General features: G+C 63.7%; 17 protein-coding genes. 7 read left to right on the forward strand and 10 right to left on the reverse strand.

The window, feature by feature from the left end; genetic code table 11:
• Nucleotides 1–119: 119 nt before the first annotated feature.
• Entirely contained in the window at nucleotides 120–329 is a 210-nt protein-coding gene (locus AC0L3X_RS39045; RefSeq protein WP_038945568.1) for a hypothetical protein, read from the reverse strand.
• 183 nt (nucleotides 330–512) lie between these two features.
• Here AC0L3X_RS39045 and AC0L3X_RS39050 point away from each other — a divergent pair, with 183 nt between their 5' ends.
• Complete coding sequence (locus AC0L3X_RS39050) at nucleotides 513–935, forward strand: hypothetical protein (RefSeq protein WP_208085099.1); 423 nt, start codon at nucleotides 513–515, stop codon at nucleotides 933–935.
• 465 nt (nucleotides 936–1,400) lie between these two features.
• Here AC0L3X_RS39050 and AC0L3X_RS39055 read toward each other — a convergent pair whose 3' ends face one another.
• Nucleotides 1,401–1,559: a hypothetical protein gene (locus tag AC0L3X_RS39055; RefSeq protein WP_354131806.1), complete on the reverse strand. Its 159-nt coding sequence runs from the start codon at nucleotides 1,557–1,559 to the stop codon at nucleotides 1,401–1,403.
• 321 nt (nucleotides 1,560–1,880) lie between these two features.
• Here AC0L3X_RS39055 and AC0L3X_RS39060 point away from each other — a divergent pair, with 321 nt between their 5' ends.
• Complete coding sequence (locus tag AC0L3X_RS39060) at nucleotides 1,881–2,708, forward strand: outer membrane protein (RefSeq protein ID WP_354131805.1); 828 nt, start codon at nucleotides 1,881–1,883, stop codon at nucleotides 2,706–2,708.
• A gap of 76 nt (nucleotides 2,709–2,784) precedes the next feature.
• Here AC0L3X_RS39060 and AC0L3X_RS39065 read toward each other — a convergent pair whose 3' ends face one another.
• The 6 genes from AC0L3X_RS39065 to AC0L3X_RS39090 all read right to left on the reverse strand — a co-directional run bounded on the left by AC0L3X_RS39065 (nucleotide 2,785) and on the right by AC0L3X_RS39090 (nucleotide 6,559).
• Entirely contained in the window at nucleotides 2,785–2,991 is a 207-nt protein-coding gene (locus AC0L3X_RS39065) for a YodC family protein (RefSeq protein ID WP_028153663.1), read from the reverse strand.
• A 329-nt stretch (nucleotides 2,992–3,320) separates the two neighbouring features.
• Nucleotides 3,321–4,070, reverse strand: a complete 750-nt coding sequence (locus AC0L3X_RS39070; RefSeq protein WP_155795378.1) for an HAD family hydrolase — start codon at nucleotides 4,068–4,070, stop codon at nucleotides 3,321–3,323.
• A complete protein-coding gene (gene hemF, locus AC0L3X_RS39075) occupies nucleotides 4,061–4,948 on the reverse strand; it encodes an oxygen-dependent coproporphyrinogen oxidase (RefSeq protein ID WP_354131804.1) in 888 nt (295 codons plus the stop codon). Before hemF ends, AC0L3X_RS39070 begins: the two co-directional genes overlap by 10 nt.
• A 115-nt stretch (nucleotides 4,949–5,063) precedes the next feature.
• Complete coding sequence (locus AC0L3X_RS39080) at nucleotides 5,064–5,429, reverse strand: 6-pyruvoyl trahydropterin synthase family protein (RefSeq protein ID WP_028153666.1); 366 nt, start codon at nucleotides 5,427–5,429, stop codon at nucleotides 5,064–5,066.
• A gap of 17 nt (nucleotides 5,430–5,446) precedes the next feature.
• A complete protein-coding gene (gene queE / locus AC0L3X_RS39085; RefSeq protein ID WP_354131803.1) occupies nucleotides 5,447–6,082 on the reverse strand; it encodes a 7-carboxy-7-deazaguanine synthase in 636 nt (211 codons plus the stop codon).
• An 18-nt stretch (nucleotides 6,083–6,100) separates the two neighbouring features.
• Nucleotides 6,101–6,559 carry a tRNA (cytidine(34)-2'-O)-methyltransferase gene (locus tag AC0L3X_RS39090; RefSeq protein ID WP_014497389.1) on the reverse strand — a complete coding sequence of 153 codons (459 nt, stop codon included), beginning with the start codon at nucleotides 6,557–6,559 and terminating at the stop codon, nucleotides 6,101–6,103.
• A 278-nt stretch (nucleotides 6,560–6,837) separates the two neighbouring features.
• Between AC0L3X_RS39090 and petA the strand changes: the two genes are divergently transcribed.
• The 5 genes from petA to AC0L3X_RS39115 all read left to right on the forward strand — a co-directional run bounded on the left by petA (nucleotide 6,838) and on the right by AC0L3X_RS39115 (nucleotide 13,390).
• Nucleotides 6,838–7,368: a ubiquinol-cytochrome c reductase iron-sulfur subunit gene (gene petA, locus AC0L3X_RS39095; RefSeq protein ID WP_063985148.1), complete on the forward strand. Its 531-nt coding sequence runs from the start codon at nucleotides 6,838–6,840 to the stop codon at nucleotides 7,366–7,368.
• A gap of 62 nt (nucleotides 7,369–7,430) precedes the next feature.
• Nucleotides 7,431–9,494: a cytochrome b/c1 gene (gene fbcH / locus AC0L3X_RS39100; RefSeq protein WP_071916174.1), complete on the forward strand. Its 2,064-nt coding sequence runs from the start codon at nucleotides 7,431–7,433 to the stop codon at nucleotides 9,492–9,494.
• Nucleotides 9,495–9,768: 274 nt separating this feature from the next.
• A complete protein-coding gene (locus tag AC0L3X_RS39105; RefSeq protein WP_015687965.1) occupies nucleotides 9,769–10,443 on the forward strand; it encodes a dienelactone hydrolase family protein in 675 nt (224 codons plus the stop codon).
• Between the two features lie 232 nt (nucleotides 10,444–10,675).
• Complete coding sequence (locus AC0L3X_RS39110) at nucleotides 10,676–12,841, forward strand: anthranilate synthase component I (protein WP_354131802.1); 2,166 nt, start codon at nucleotides 10,676–10,678, stop codon at nucleotides 12,839–12,841.
• Between the two features lie 9 nt (nucleotides 12,842–12,850).
• The gene (locus AC0L3X_RS39115) at nucleotides 12,851–13,390 is read left to right on the forward strand and encodes an adenine phosphoribosyltransferase (RefSeq protein ID WP_038943444.1); all 540 of its coding nucleotides are present in this window, start codon (nucleotides 12,851–12,853) and stop codon (nucleotides 13,388–13,390) included.
• A 24-nt stretch (nucleotides 13,391–13,414) separates the two neighbouring features.
• On the opposite strand, the gene AC0L3X_RS39120 is transcribed toward AC0L3X_RS39115, so the two are convergent.
• Nucleotides 13,415–13,747: a GIY-YIG nuclease family protein gene (locus tag AC0L3X_RS39120; RefSeq protein WP_063985144.1), complete on the reverse strand. Its 333-nt coding sequence runs from the start codon at nucleotides 13,745–13,747 to the stop codon at nucleotides 13,415–13,417.
• Between the two features lie 92 nt (nucleotides 13,748–13,839).
• Nucleotides 13,840–14,508, reverse strand: a complete 669-nt coding sequence (locus AC0L3X_RS39125) for a hypothetical protein (protein ID WP_354131801.1) — start codon at nucleotides 14,506–14,508, stop codon at nucleotides 13,840–13,842.
• Nucleotides 14,509–14,512: the final 4 nt, after the last annotated feature.

The following is a 14,512-nucleotide window of genomic DNA, read 5'->3' on the forward strand; positions in this document are numbered from 1 at the left end:
AATGTGGTTTGCGACAAGGTGCGTGGTTTGCTCCCTAAATCGCGCGGGCCGTTCGCCACATGGGGGCAAGCTGAAGAACCCGGTGTCGCCTTCGAAGGATGTGCAGAGGACTCAGTCGTTCAAAGATGAGCACGCGGCAATAGCCATCCTATGATCTTCTGATACGGATCGCGACGACTGCGGACGAATGCGTTCTCGTTCTGCTGAGCGGCGGTCCTGGCGAATTCAGAAATCCCCTCCATAGACTGCCGTTTATCCTTCGGAAGCTTCGCCCATTGGCGAATGATCTTCCGGCGGGCTTCGCGTTGCTTTTCCCTTACGTCTGGCATCGGGACGCTCCTTGAAGAGGATTATTCCGGTCGACCTAGTATTGTTTGGGCTCACTAGAACTTCAACGTCCAATCAAGAACTCTTAGCCCCTCTGATCGTGCAGCGCTATACACGGGAGCGAGCCTCATATTGGCTTTGTAGGCCCGCCGCCCTAGAATTGCGGCGATCGCGGGACGAGCAAAATGCGGTACGTTTGCGACGCGCCGAAGGGTAAGACCTGGTTCCGTATCGAGACGGAAGGTGAAGCGGCGCATGAGTCGCGCCTGATGGGCCACACAGTCGAGAAATATTTCCGCAACGAGCGGGAGAAGGCAGTCCAGTCCTGGCGTCCGGAGCGGCCGGACGCGATCGAGCGCGACATCGGCCTCGAGGCCTATCTGCAGCGAGAGATGCCGGTTTTCCTCACACTGCGCGACAGGGAGGGCAATGCCCTGGCTACAGCGATGCTGCCACCGGGTGGCAAGGACCGCGGCGGGTTCCGGATCATCATCGTTGCCGCATCCAATGCCGATCCTTATCCTGAGCAGGACGCGGCCATCGCTGCGCTGGGAGCGCATTTCGGTCTCATACTCGATCGCAACCGCTGCTTCCCCTACGGCCGCTAAGGAGCCTGACAAGTGTCGCCGCTTGGTTGGAGCGATGTCGGCTCATGGCCCGTAGCTGACCGTCCCTGCGAGCACCCCGATGTCTGCTGCTAGGCGGTGAACGGACAAAGCTCCTGCAAGATGCCGAGGTCAGCCTTTGACCCGAAGCTGACGATGGGCAGTGCACCGGCCGAGGGCAGCTTTTGGGTAGTGGGTCGGTTTGATTATAGCAGCCGGACGGGCTGGAAACGGGGCGACTCCAAGCGCATATTGATAGGACATGACGCGGAGCAACCCCATGGCCTTGATCAGATGGGTGTTAGGCGCAGCCTTGGTTGGAATTACATTCGGTGGCTACCCCGCTAAATGGTGGTCCGCCTCCGTTGCCGTCGCGCTCTGTGTCGCGGCTGCCTTTGCCCTTCACTTCGTCGCGCCCTAGTCCCCGCAACAAACTTGTTTCAGTTGACTTGAGCCGGACGCTGCGCGTCACCAAGGATTAGCAGCGCTAATGGCGCTAATGGTCCCACCACCACGGCTGTCCAGCACCATCGCCTGGGTGATCTGTTGCGCTCGCCCGCCATGGTAGACGCGAGGGGTATAGACCCAATCGAAACGATCACGAAAATCCACCAAGCCATTGGTCATTCTCCGACGTCCGGTGAAACAGTATCACAAGGGCAGCTCTCATTGCCGCTCTTCATCGAAAATTGAGGTCCCTAAGTTGGGCGGCGATGTCGCCTTCTGGCCCATAGCCGACCCAGCGGGAAGCAGTGTTCGAGGCCCGCTTCACCAAACAGAGCAGACACGGCGTCGCATTGTCCGCCCCGAGCAGCGAAGAGCGTCGCCGGCTCCGAGCGCAACGATTGGGCGATCTAATTCGCGCATTCAATCGCGCTTTGATGCTGCTTTGGTTTTGCTTCATATGATTGGCAGGCCGCCAGGGCGGCTCAATAAGGGGGTTTTGAAATGAGGAAGTTTTCGCTTGTATTGCTGTCGACAGTCGCTCTCGGCCCGATCACAGCCCAGGCTGCGGATCTGGCGCCGGTCCGTATGTCGTCGAAGGCTCCCGCTCAGGTGGGCAACTGGACGGGATTCTATATCGGCGGCAACGTTGGTTATGGCTGGGGCAGCTACGATGCGTCGAACGCCACTGGGACAATCGTGAACTCGAATGGCGGTTCGGGCATCTATGCCTTCAACCCCGTATCCGGCAACGGTAATGGCGTCACCGCCGGTATCCAGGCCGGCTACAATTGGCAGATCGAGCAGACGGTGCTCGGCATCGAGGCTGATTGGCAGTATCTCAATTCAAAGGCCAGCACCGGCAACTCGGCTATTGCTGTTCCCGTCTTCATCGGCGGCAATTTCAGCGGCAGCACTTCCGTCAGCACCGATTGGTATGCGACCTTCCGTGGCCGAGTGGGTTATGCGTTTGGGCCGGCGTTGCTCTACGCGACCGGCGGTCTTGCGTTGACCGATACCAAGGTCAGTGCGAACGCTACGGGCAGTATCGTCACTGCCCTCTTCCCGCCAACCCTGGGACCGCTGGGCTCCATGAGCGCTTCTGACAGCGCCGTCCTGATCGGCTACGCGGTTGGCGGCGGTTTCGAATATGCTCTGGGGGCAGGGTGGTCGGTCAAGGGCGAGTATCTGCACATGGGTTTCGGCACGAAAGGCTACAACTTGACCGGCTCGCTTCAATCGCCGGCCGGGTTGACGGGCGTCATCGCGACTCACGTCGATATCAAGCCGAGCTTCGACATCGCCCGCGTTGGTGTGAACTATCGCTTCTGATCAGCGGATCTGAAGACGTGAAGAAAGGGAGACTTCAGGTCTCCCTTTCTCGCAATCGCAGGCCGCTTAGGCGTGCCTACTCGTCATCCTCGTCTTCGTCCTCATCCTCGTCGTGATCTTCCACTTCCAGGCGGTCGAGCGCGGCCAGCGGCAGTGTCTCGCGGAACAGATCGCCTTCCGAGCCCATCCAGAGGCAGAGGATGTCGTCGCCTTTCACCTCTGCAACGGTCAGCGGCTGGCCGCCGGATTTCAGCATCACGACGTCGCCGGTTTTCAGTTCCATGGATGGTCCTTTCGGGGTTGATCGACGAGAGGGGAGGCTAGCAAGCCGTCATGACAGGCCGATCACGGGCTATGGGACCCGTGAATTGGCTGCGGCTTGCACAGACTGCCGAAACGTCGATGGCAGAGGTTCGAGTGGGGGATCGCTCGAGGTCACCAGGGGCTATTCTGTCCCAGGCGCGGCGATGATGGCATCATGCGCCTGTTTTGCCCGACGCGTCAAATGATTTCGTAAAATCAGCAATGCATTGCGTTTGCGGCAAGCTGTTGAAATTGCAGCAGTCGGCTACTGTGCATGGGGTTGTTTTCGATGTTTTGTTTTCGCCTGGGTTACGGCTGGTCCGGCACGAGATCGGTCAGCGAGCGGATGATGCGGTCGGGCTTGACGGGCGAGCCTTCGGGCAGGCCGTCGCCATGCACGTCGATCCAGATCGAGTAGATGCCGAGGCGCTGCGGCGTCACGACTTCCCATTCCAGATTGTCGCCGATCATCCAGGTGTCTTTCGCGGTGACGCCGAGCGCGTCCATCGCGTGCAGATAGGCGCGCTCCTCGGGCTTGCCGAAACCGTGCTCGCCCTCGATCTGGATGTGATCGAAGCGATGCGTCAGCTCGAAGCGCTCGACCTTGGCGCGCTGCATGTCGGCGGCGCCGTTGGTGACCAGCGCGAGTTTGACGCCGCGTGCCTTGAACGCGTCGATCGCATCATGCGCACCGGGAAACACGAAGATCGCTTCTTCGCGATAGGTCGTGAAGCGGTTGGCGAGGCGATCGGCGAGATCGTCGGAGAGGGCGCGGTGGCCGTCGGCGGCGAGCGCGGCGAAGCCGCCCCGCACCGTGAGCCGCCGCGCCTCGCCAAGCTTCATCCGCCACGCGGCTTCCGCATTGGCCCAGAAGTTTCGTGCGAAGGCCAAAACTGCGGTCGCGACCTGCTGCGGCGGCAGCGGCGCGAGCTCGTCGGCAAATTCTTCTGCGATCGTATTCCAGGCGATCTCGGGCCGGCCGTAGGCCGACAGGATGGTGTCGTCCATGTCGATCAGCATGGCGCGCGGCAGCGGAGGCATCGCGGTGCTCATGGCCATTTCACCTCCGGCGGCAGCGACGACAGGATGGAGTCCACGTTGCCGCCGGTCTTGAGCCCGAAGATGGTGCCGCGGTCGTAGAGCAGGTTGAATTCGACATAGCGTCCGCGCCGGATCAATTGCTCCTCGCGATCCTCCGCGGTCCAGGCGCTCGCGAAATTGCGCCTGACGATGTCGGGGTAGACTTTCTGGAAGGCGCGGCCGACATCCTGGGTGAAAGCGAGGTCGGCGTCCCAGTCGCCGCTGTCGTGCCAGTCGTAGAAGATGCCGCCGATGCCGCGCGCCTCTTTGCGGTGCGGCAGGTAGAAATAGTCGTCGCACCATTTCTTGTACTTGTCGTAGTCGGCAACGCCGTTCGGGCCCGTGCAGGCCTCTTTCATCGCGGCGTGGAAGGCGAGCGTGTCGGGATCGTCCTGCGTGCGCCGGCGGTCGAGCACCGGGGTGAGATCGGAGCCGCCGCCGAACCAGGCTTTTGTGGTGACGACGAAGCGGGTGTTCATGTGCACGGCGGGCACGTGCGGATTGCGCAGATGCGCGATCAGCGAGATGCCGGAGGCCCAGAACTTGGGGTCGTCTGCTGCGCCCGGGATCTGGGCGCGAAACTCGGGCGCGAATTCGCCGTGCACCGTCGAGCAGTGCACGCCGACCTTCTCGAACAGGCGGCCGGACATCATCGACATCACGCCGCCGCCGCCGGGCGCGCCGGTATGATCGGTGCGCTGCCAGGGCGTGCGTTTGAAGCGCCCGGCCTCGCCCGGATAAAGGCTTTGGGGCGCGTCATCCTCCAGCCGCTCGAAGCTCGTGCAGATGTCGTCGCGCAAAGCTTCGAACCAGGCGCGGGCGCGCGTCTTGCGGTCTTCGATTGTCGAGATGTCCATATCCAATTCCAAAACCGGTCTCGTAGGGTGGGCAAAGACGCTCTTGCGCCGTGCCCACCATCTTCATTGTCGTCCTGATTGGTGGGCACGCTGCGCTTTGCCCACCCTACGAATTTCACCCCTGCGGACCGTAATAGGTGCAGCTCTCGTTGCAACTGTCGCGGTGAATGCTGACGCGGGTGAGCTTGCCGATATGCTGGAGCCGCTCCCAGACGAAGCGCGAGAGGTTTTCCAGCGTCGGTGTGCCCAGCGCCTCGATCTTGTTGAGGTATTTGTGGTCCAGCGTGAGCCGTACGTCCTCGATCGCGCGCTGGACGAGGCCGAGATCGACCACCATGCCGGTCGCAGGGTCCGGCGTGCCGCGCAACGTCACCTCGGCGCGGAAGGAGTGGCCGTGGATCTCCTCGCTCGCGGCGCCAAAGGTCGTTCCCGACAATGAGTGCGCCGCCTCGAAGCGGAACGATTTCGTCAATTCCCACATCTGTTCGAAAACCAATCCTATCTGATGCCGAGCGATTTATGCGTCTGCACGCTCAACCGCCATTGCGGATGGCGCAGGCAATAGTCGATCGCACGCACGGTGTTTTGGGCAACCTCGGGTCCGTCCATCGGCTGCAGCGAGAAGCGCTCGAAGGCGAGGCCCTCGAAGGTCTCGGGCGCGGCGAGGACCTGCGGATAGACCAGCTTCAGCTCGTGGCCGCGGCGCTGGACGAGCTCGCTGCCGCCCTTGGGGCTGACGCAGATCCAGTCGAGCCCCTCAGGCGCCGCAATCGTGCCATTGGTCTCGACGCCGATCTCGAAGCCGCGGGTGTGGAGGGCGTCGATCAGGGCGGCATCGACCTGGAGCAGCGGCTCGCCGCCGGTGAGCACCACGTAACGGTTGCTGTCGGTGGTAGCCGTCCATTGCGCGGCGATGGTGTTGGCGAGTTCCGCGGCCGAGGCATAGCGGCCGCCGAGCGTGCCGTCGGTGCCGACGAAATCGGTGTCGCAGAATTTGCAGGTCGCGGCCTCGCGGTCGGCCTCGCGGCCGCTCCAGAGGTTGCAGCCGGCAAAGCGACAGAACACCGACGCGCGCCCGGCATGGGCGCCTTCGCCTTGCAGGGTCAGGAAGATTTCCTTGACCGCGTAACTCAATGGTCTCTCCTCAACATCTCAAACTTGCGGGTTCCGGAGCTGCCGCAGCGCCTCGCCTGCGGCCATCGCCGCGGTCATGGCGACATTGAGCGACCGCAGCCCCGCCGTGATCGGGATCACCAGCCGCGCATCCGCAGCCTCGACCACCGCGTCGGTGACGCCGGCGCTCTCGCGCCCGAATAGCAGGATGTCCGACGTCTGGTAATGAAAATCGCGGTAATCGGTGGCGGCCTTGGTGGTGAACAGCAGCAGGCGGTAGCCCTGTGTCGCACGCCAGTCCTCGAATTTCGACCAGGAGTCGTGGCGGGTCACGCTGACATGATCGAGGTAGTCCATTCCCGCCCGGCGGAACAAGCGGTCGGAGAACGGGAAGCCTGCCGGCTCGATGATGTGGGCGGCCATGCCCAGGCAGGCACAGAGCCTGAGAATCGTGCCGGTGTTCTGGGCGATGTCGGGTTGGAAAAGCGCGATCTGCATGGGCTGTATCGGGGTCGGTGCGGGCCGGAAATGTCTCAATAAAACATCGCTGGCTGCGGAATTCGTGCATTGCACGCCCCCACGCCGTTAGCGGGCTTGCGCTCGCCCGGCAAGGGTGCCAATAGAACGATTCTGGACTGCTGTTTTCGCCTTGTTTCGGTGGGGACAAGTGAAGTTCTGCCGCCGCGGGGGGCCGCGGGCGCCGGCACACTGTTTTGGGGACCTTGGGGGCTCCCGGAACGGTTCCGTCGGCAGCATAAGTAGAAAGGGTTGGAATCGTGACGACAGCGTCTTCGGCGGACCATCCGACACGCCGTGATTTCTTATTCGTTGCAACGGGGGCAGCTGCAGCAGTAGGGGGCGCAGCTGCGCTCTGGCCCTTCATCTCTCAAATGAATCCTGATGCGTCGACCATCGCCGCTGGTGCGCCGATCGAGGTCGATCTCAGCCCGGTCGCCGAGGGGCAGGACATCAAGGTGTTCTGGCGCGGCAAGCCGATCTACGTCAGCCACCGCACCAAGAAGCAGATCGACGAGGCGCGCGCCGTCAACGTGGCGAGCCTGCCCGATCCGCAGTCCGACGAGGCCCGGGTCAAGCCGGGCCACGAGCAGTGGCTGGTCGTGATCGGCATCTGCACCCATCTCGGCTGCATCCCGATCGCTCATGAGGGCAATTACGACGGGTTCTTCTGCCCCTGCCATGGTTCGCAGTACGATTCGTCCGGCCGCATCCGCCAGGGGCCCGCGCCCGCGAACCTGCCGGTGCCGCCGTACCAGTTCGTTTCCGACACCAAAATCCAGATCGGCTGAGCTTCGGGCCTTCGCCCGAAGCTTCGCGCCGTCTCGTCGTTATATTTCCTCAGGATCGCATCATGAGCGGACCATCCGACTACCAGCCGAGCAATCCGGCCCTGCAATGGATCGAGCGACGTCTGCCGATCATCGGTCTCGTCCATTCCTCCTTCGTCGTCTATCCCACCCCGCGCAACCTGAACTACTGGTGGACCTTCGGCGCCATCCTCTCCTTCATGCTGGGGATGCAGATCCTGACCGGCGTGGTCCTGGCGATGCACTACACGCCGCACGCCGATCTCGCCTTCAAGTCGGTCGAGCTGATCGTCCGTGACGTCAATTACGGCTGGCTGCTGCGCAACATGCATGCCTGCGGCGCGTCGATGTTCTTCTTCGCGGTCTACGTCCACATGCTGCGCGGTCTCTATTACGGCTCCTACAAGGAGCCGCGCGAGGTGCTGTGGATCCTCGGCGTCATCATCTACCTCCTGATGATGGCGACGGGCTTCATGGGCTACGTGCTGCCGTGGGGCCAGATGAGCTTCTGGGGCGCAACCGTCATCACCAATCTGTTCTCCGCCATTCCCTATGTCGGCGAGAGCATCGTGACGCTGTTGTGGGGCGGCTATTCGGTCGGCAACCCGACGCTGAACCGCTTCTTCTCGCTGCACTATCTGCTGCCGTTCCTGATCGCGGGCGTCGTCGTGCTCCACGTCTGGGCGCTGCATGTCGCCGGCCAGAACAATCCTGACGGCGTCGAGCCGAAGACGGAAAAGGACACGGTGCCGTTCACGCCGCACGCGACCATCAAGGACGGGTTCGGTGTCGCCTGCTTCCTGCTGCTCTACGCCTGGTTCATCTTCTACATGCCGAACTATCTCGGCGACGCCGACAACTACATCCCGGCGAACCCGGGCGTGACGCCGCCGCACATCGTACCGGAATGGTATTACCTGCCGTTCTACGCGATCCTGCGCTCGATCCCGAACAAGCTCGCGGGCGTGATCGGGATGTTCTCGGCGATCATCATCCTGTGCTTCCTGCCCTGGCTCGATGCCGCCAAGACCAGGTCGTCGAAGTACCGGCCGCTGGCCAAGCAGTTCTTCTGGATCTTCGTCGCGGTCTGCATCCTGCTCGGCTATCTCGGCGCGCAGCCGCCGGAAGGCATCTACGTGATCGCCGGCCGGGTTCTGACGGTCTGCTACTTCGCCTATTTCCTGATCGTGCTGCCGCTGCTCTCGCGCATCGAGACGCCGCGGCCGGTGCCGAACTCGATCTCGGAGGCGATCCTGGCCAAGGGCGGCAAGGCGGTGGCTTCGGTCGCCATCGCGCTCGTTGCCGCCGGCGCGCTGTTCCTCGGCAGCCTTCAGGACGCTCGCGCCTCCGAAGGCAGCGACAGGCCGCCGGGCAACAAATGGTCGTTCTCCGGCCCTTTCGGTAAGTACGACCGCGGCGCGCTCCAGCGCGGCCTGCAGGTCTACAAGGAGGTCTGCTCGAGCTGCCATGGCCTGTCCTACATCGCCTTCCGCAACCTCGCGGAAGCCGGCGGCCCCGGCTATTCGGTGGCGCAGGCAGCGGCGTTTGCGTCCGACTACAAGGTCAAGGACGGCCCGAACGATGCGGGTGACATGTTCGAGCGCCCGGGCCGGCCGGCGGACTATTTCCCCTCGCCATTCCCGAACGAGCAGGCGGCCCGCGCGGCGAACGGCGGTGCGGCACCGCCCGATTTGTCGCTGATCACCAAGGCGCGCTCCTACGGCCGCGGCTTCCCCTGGTTCATCTTCGACTTCTTCACCCAGTACCAGGAGCAGGGCCCGGACTATGTCGCGGCGGTGCTCCAGGGCTTTGAGGACAAGGTGCCTGAAGGCGTGACCATCCCCGAAGGCTCCTACTACAACAAGTACTTCCCGGGCCACGCGATCAAGATGCCGAAGCCGCTCAGCGACGGCCAGGTAACCTATGGCGACGGCTCGCCGACCACGGTCGCGCAATATTCCAAGGACGTCACCACGTTCCTGATGTGGACCGCCGAACCCCACATGGAAGCGCGCAAGCGCCTCGGCTTCCAGGTGTTCGTGTTCCTGATCATCTTCGCGGGCCTGATGTACTTCACGAAGAAAAAGGTCTGGGCCGACTCCCACTGAGCGGTGCAAGACGAGACATGAAGAAGCCTCCGCAAGGGGGCTTTTTTGTTGCCCGTGTCCCGGACGCGCTGCAGCGTGCAACGCTGCTGCGCAGAGCCGGGATCCAGCGTGCTTGTGGCTGGGCCCCCGGATCAGCAACGCACCACGCCACGAAGGGCGGCGCGCTGCATTGCATCCGGGGCACGAGAGTGTGTTGTTTGGCGCGATTGCCTATCGCGCTCCCAGCGGCCAAAGTACCTTTAACCGCTCCCCCAGAAACTCATCGGAGGACACCATGGGAACCGCCATCACCTTCAAGCGCCCGGACGGCAAGGACGCCTCGGGCTATCTCGCCAACGCCGCGCGCGGCAACGCGCCGGGCGTGGTCGTGATCCAGGAATGGTGGGGCCTGTCGGATCAGATCAAGGGCCTGTGCGACCGCTTTGCGCTCGCCGGCTTCGATGCGCTGGCGCCCGATCTCTACAAGGGCAAGGTGGTGCCGTATCACGACACGGACGCCGCCGGTAAAGAGATGAACTCGCTCGATTTCATGGACGCCACCACGCAGACCGTGCGCGGCGCCACGCAATATTTGTCGCGCAACGGCGCCAAGGTCGGGCTGACAGGCTTCTGCCTCGGCGGCGCCGTCACCATCATCGGCGCGACCAAGATTCCGGAGCTCGCGGCCGGCGTCGTGTTCTATGGCATCCCGCCCGAGCAGGCCGCCAAGCCCGCCGACGTCAAGATCCCGCTCCAGGCCCATTTCGCCAACAAGGACGATTGGTGCACGCCGGAGCTGGTGAATGGCTTCGAGAAGGCCATGAAGGCCGCCGGCAAGTCGCTGGAGCTGTTCCGCTATGATGCCGAGCACGCTTTCGTCAACGAGCAGCGCCAGGCCGTGCACGACCGCGAAGCCGCCGAGCTCGCCTGGGGCAGGGCGACGGAGTTTTTCAGGAAGCACCTGGGCTGATCGCCTGGAGCTCGGACGGCGTCCGCCCACCCTTGACGCCGTCCCCGTGCCATGGTGAGTATCCGCCCCATGAGCACCGCCGTCCGCCCAGCCCGTCTTTGGTGGCGCACCTCCTAAAGAGGTGGCCGGTGCGATTTCAATTCTCAAAATCGTCGAAGGTCGCCACGCAGTGCGGCGGCCTGATCGTTTGTCCTGTGTGGCGTTTCCTCGGCAAGTTTCGTAAGAGGACGACATGAACAGGACAGTCTTTGCCCTCCCGGCCCGAAGCGACTACGTGACCCGCGCAGGTCTCGCGATCACGCGCGTGGCGGAGCAGTTCACCGGCGGCGCCAACAGGCTCGACGATCTCATCAACCTGCTCGACCGCCGCCGCGGCGTGGTGCTGTCCTCGGGCACGACCGTGCCCGGCCGCTACGAGAGCTTTGACCTCGGCTTCTCCGATCCGCCGCTCAAGCTCGAGACCACTGGCGTCAATTTCAAGCTGGAAGCGCTCAATGAACGCGGCCAGGTGCTGATCGCCTTCCTCGCAGACGTGCTGCGCGAGCCCTGCGTCGTGATCTCCGAGAAGACCGCCACGCGGCTTGCCGGCCACATCATCCGCGGCGATGCGCCGGTCGAGGAAGACCAGCGCACGCGGCGCGCCAGCGTGATGTCGCTGGTGCGCGATCTCGTCGCCGCCTTCTCCGCCAACGATGACGGGCTGCTCGGCCTGTTCGGCGCCTTCGCCTACGACCTCGTGTTCCAGATCGAGGACCTCGTGCAGAAGCGCGCACGCGAGCAGGACCAGCGCGACATCGTGCTCTACGTCCCCGATCGCCTGCTCGCCTACGACCGCGCCACCGGCCGCGGCGTGGTGCTGAGTTACGATTTTGCGTGGAAGGGCAAGTCCACCGAAGGCTTGCCGCGCGAGACCGTCGAGAGTCCGTACCTCAAGACACCACGCCAGGGCTTTGCCGATCACGCGCCTGGTGAATATCAGGCCACCGTCGAGACCGCGCGCGCGGCTTTCGCGCGCGGCGATCTGTTCGAGGCGGTGCCGGGACAGCTGTTCGCCGAGCCCTGCGATCGCTCGCCGGCGGAAGTGTTCCAGCGCCTCTGCGTCATCAACCCGTCGCCCTACGGCGCGCTGATGAATCTCGGCGAGGGCGAGTTCCTCGTCTCCGCCTCGCCGGAAATGTTCGTGCGCTCGGACGGCCGCCGCGTCGAGACCTGCCCGATATCAGGGACGATCGCGCGCGGCACCGATGCGATCGGCGATGCCGAGCAGATCCGCCAGCTCCTGAACTCGGAGAAGGACGAGTTCGAGCTCAACATGTGCACCGACGTCGACCGCAACGACAAGGCGCGCGTCTGCGTGCCCGGCACGATCAAGGTCTTGGCGCGCCGCCAGATCGAGACCTACTCAAAACTGTTCCACACCGTCGATCACGTCGAGGGCATGCTGCGTCCCGGCTTCGACGCGCTCGATGCCTTCCTTACCCATGCTTGGGCGGTGACGGTGACCGGCGCGCCCAAACTCTGGGCGATGCAGTTCGTCGAGGATCACGAGCGCTCGCCGCGGCGTTGGTATGCCGGCGCGATCGGCGCGGTGAATTTCGACGGCAGCATCAACACCGGCCTCACCATCCGCACCATCCGCATGAAGGATGGTCTCGCCGAGGTGCGCGTCGGTGCCACCTGTCTGTTCGATTCCGATCCCGCGGCTGAAGACCGCGAGTGCCAGGTCAAGGCCGCAGCCCTGTTCCAGGCGCTGCGCGGCGATCCGCCAAAGCCGCTGTCGGCCTTCGCGCCCGATGCGACCGGCTCGGGCAAGCAGGTGCTGCTGATCGATCACGACGATAGCTTCGTGCACATGCTGGCCGATTATTTCCGCCAGGTCGGTGCCGACGTCACCGTGGTCCGCCATGTGCATGCGCTCGACATGCTCAAGCGGAAGAGGTGGGATTTGCTGGTGCTGTCGCCCGGACCAGGCAGGCCCGAGGATTTCGGGATCAAGAAGACCATCGATGCGGCGCTGGAGAAGAAGCTGCCGGTGTTCGGCGTCTGTCTCGGCGTGCAGGCGATCGGCGAATATTTCGGCGGCGCGCTCGGTCAGCTCACGCATCCCGCGCACGGCCGGCCCTCGCGGGTGCAGGTGCGCGGCGGCCGCCTGATGCGCAATTTGCCGAACGAGATCGTCATCGGCCGCTATCACTCGCTCTATGTCGAGCGCGACAGCATGCCCGAGGTGCTTGATGTCACCGCCAGCACCGAGGACGGCGTCGCGATGGCGCTCGAGCACAAGACGCTGCCCATTGCCGGCGTGCAGTTCCACCCGGAATCGCTGATGTCGCTCAGCGGTGAGGTGGGCCTGAGGATTGTCGAGAATGCGTTCCGGCTGGATGCGCGCGTTGATTGAGAGGCACCAATGACCTTTGACCACGATCTGAAGGCGAGCGTCCGCACTATCGTCGACTATCCCAAGCCGGGGATCATGTTCCGCGACATCACCACGCTGCTCGCGGATGCGCGCGCGTTCCGCCGCGCGGTCGACGAGCTCGTCAATCCCTGGGCCGGCAACAAGATCGACAAGGTCGCCGGCATGGAGGCGCGCGGCTTCATCATCGGCGGCGCGGTGGCGCATCAGCTCTCGGCCGGCTTCGTGCCGATCCGGAAAAAAGGCAAGCTGCCGCACACCACTGTGCGCATTGCCTACTCGCTCGAATACGGCATCGACGAGATGGAGATGCATGTCGACGCGATCCAGCCCGGCGAGCGCGTCATCCTGGTCGACGATCTCATCGCCACCGGCGGCACTGCGGAGGGCGCGGTGAAGCTGCTGCGTCAGATCGGCGCCAATGTGGTCGCCGCCTGCTTCATCGTCGATCTGCCCGATCTCGGCGGCGCCGCCAAGCTGCGCGCGATGGACGTGCCGGTGCGAACGCTGATGACGTTCGAGGGGCATTGAGCCGCGTCGGCGCCCCGGCGATCGTCAGATCGCCTCGGCCTTCAATGCGGACCGCCAATGCAGCATGCGCTCCTTCAGGAGCGCGTTCCTGACGTAGTCCGTCTCCTCATCTTCCAGCCGCTCGCATTCGCCGAACGTCAGGCCCGCCTCGCCATGCGCGTTCCAGGCGGCCTGGAGGGTACGGCAGGTGTGGCTGCCTTGGCGGAGCGAGAACCAGATGCGGTTCTGGATGGTCTGCAGGTTCGGCGCCTGGCCGACCCAGGCCTCGCCCGATGCCGCGCAGCGGACGACGTAGATGCCCGCAATGGTCTTGCGCTCCTTGTAGGCGGCGATGGCTGCCTTCCGGTCGATGCTCACGGGGGTGGGACCTTGCTGAGAGGGATACCGATCTCCGCCTCAATAGGCGCGGTCAGCCCCGCAGTCAATATTATCCGGGTAAAATTATCGCCTCAGGAGCTTTGCAGGATCAGGCTGAGCTCGAGCTCGCGGAAGGCGAGGTAGTTCCGCCGGGTCCACTGGTGCAGCTCGGTGGAGGCGTCCTTCTCCTGGCGCAGATAGCCGGTGAAGGAGAAGTTGAGCCGGTCAATATAGGTCTTGAGGAAGCCGGGTAGCGCGGGCAGGCGGAACAGCCGCCCGGTCGCCATCGCGGCCGGCAGCTCGCCGCGCACGATGTGCTCATTGTCCACCGTGATCAGGTTCATCCGGGGGATCTGCCCGCGCAGCATCTCGTGGGCGCGGGCCGAGACGCGATCGGTATCGGCCACGAACAGGATCATCGGCGCGACGTGGCGGCGCGCGGCCTCCTTCAACAGGCCGATCTCGTCGCTCATCTTGAAGAACTCGTCGAAGGCGTGGAAGCCGAGGTCGATCACCTTGGCCATGCCGTCATCGACGATGACGCGGTCCATCAGCTGCATCTTGCCGTAGGTGTCGATCACATCAGCCGTTTCGGTGACCTTCGGCAGATAGTCGAGCAGCGACGGTTCCTTCAGGTTGACGTCGAAGGCCGCGACGTCGCCGTTCTTGAGCAGCAAAAATTCGCTCAAAAGCCGCGCCAGCAGCGTCTTGCCGACCTGCGGGCGGGGCGAGCAGATGATGTAAAGGGGCGTCGCGGGCATCGAC

It is taken from the genome of Bradyrhizobium sp. MI1.7, from assembly GCF_055811795.1.

What these genes read in the sequence shown, in the direction of transcription:
- AC0L3X_RS39045 (WP_038945568.1), bottom strand. Translation starts at nt 329, where the DNA reads ATGCCAGACGTAAGGGAAAAGCAACGCGAAGCCCGCCGGAAGATCATT.
- AC0L3X_RS39050 (WP_208085099.1), top strand. Translation starts at nt 513, where the DNA reads ATGCGGTACGTTTGCGACGCGCCGAAGGGTAAGACCTGGTTCCGTATC.
- AC0L3X_RS39055 (WP_354131806.1), bottom strand. Translation starts at nt 1,559, where the DNA reads ATGACCAATGGCTTGGTGGATTTTCGTGATCGTTTCGATTGGGTCTAT.
- AC0L3X_RS39060 (WP_354131805.1), top strand. Translation starts at nt 1,881, where the DNA reads ATGAGGAAGTTTTCGCTTGTATTGCTGTCGACAGTCGCTCTCGGCCCG.
- AC0L3X_RS39065 (WP_028153663.1), bottom strand. Translation starts at nt 2,991, where the DNA reads ATGGAACTGAAAACCGGCGACGTCGTGATGCTGAAATCCGGCGGCCAG.
- AC0L3X_RS39070 (WP_155795378.1), bottom strand. Translation starts at nt 4,070, where the DNA reads ATGGCCATGAGCACCGCGATGCCTCCGCTGCCGCGCGCCATGCTGATC.
- hemF (WP_354131804.1), bottom strand. Translation starts at nt 4,948, where the DNA reads ATGGACATCTCGACAATCGAAGACCGCAAGACGCGCGCCCGCGCCTGG.
- AC0L3X_RS39080 (WP_028153666.1), bottom strand. Translation starts at nt 5,429, where the DNA reads ATGTGGGAATTGACGAAATCGTTCCGCTTCGAGGCGGCGCACTCATTG.
- AC0L3X_RS39090 (WP_014497389.1), bottom strand. Translation starts at nt 6,559, where the DNA reads ATGCAGATCGCGCTTTTCCAACCCGACATCGCCCAGAACACCGGCACG.
- fbcH (WP_071916174.1), top strand. Translation starts at nt 7,431, where the DNA reads ATGAGCGGACCATCCGACTACCAGCCGAGCAATCCGGCCCTGCAATGG.
- AC0L3X_RS39105 (WP_015687965.1), top strand. Translation starts at nt 9,769, where the DNA reads ATGGGAACCGCCATCACCTTCAAGCGCCCGGACGGCAAGGACGCCTCG.
- AC0L3X_RS39110 (WP_354131802.1), top strand. Translation starts at nt 10,676, where the DNA reads ATGAACAGGACAGTCTTTGCCCTCCCGGCCCGAAGCGACTACGTGACC.
- AC0L3X_RS39115 (WP_038943444.1), top strand. Translation starts at nt 12,851, where the DNA reads ATGACCTTTGACCACGATCTGAAGGCGAGCGTCCGCACTATCGTCGAC.
- AC0L3X_RS39125 (WP_354131801.1), bottom strand. Translation starts at nt 14,508, where the DNA reads ATGCCCGCGACGCCCCTTTACATCATCTGCTCGCCCCGCCCGCAGGTC.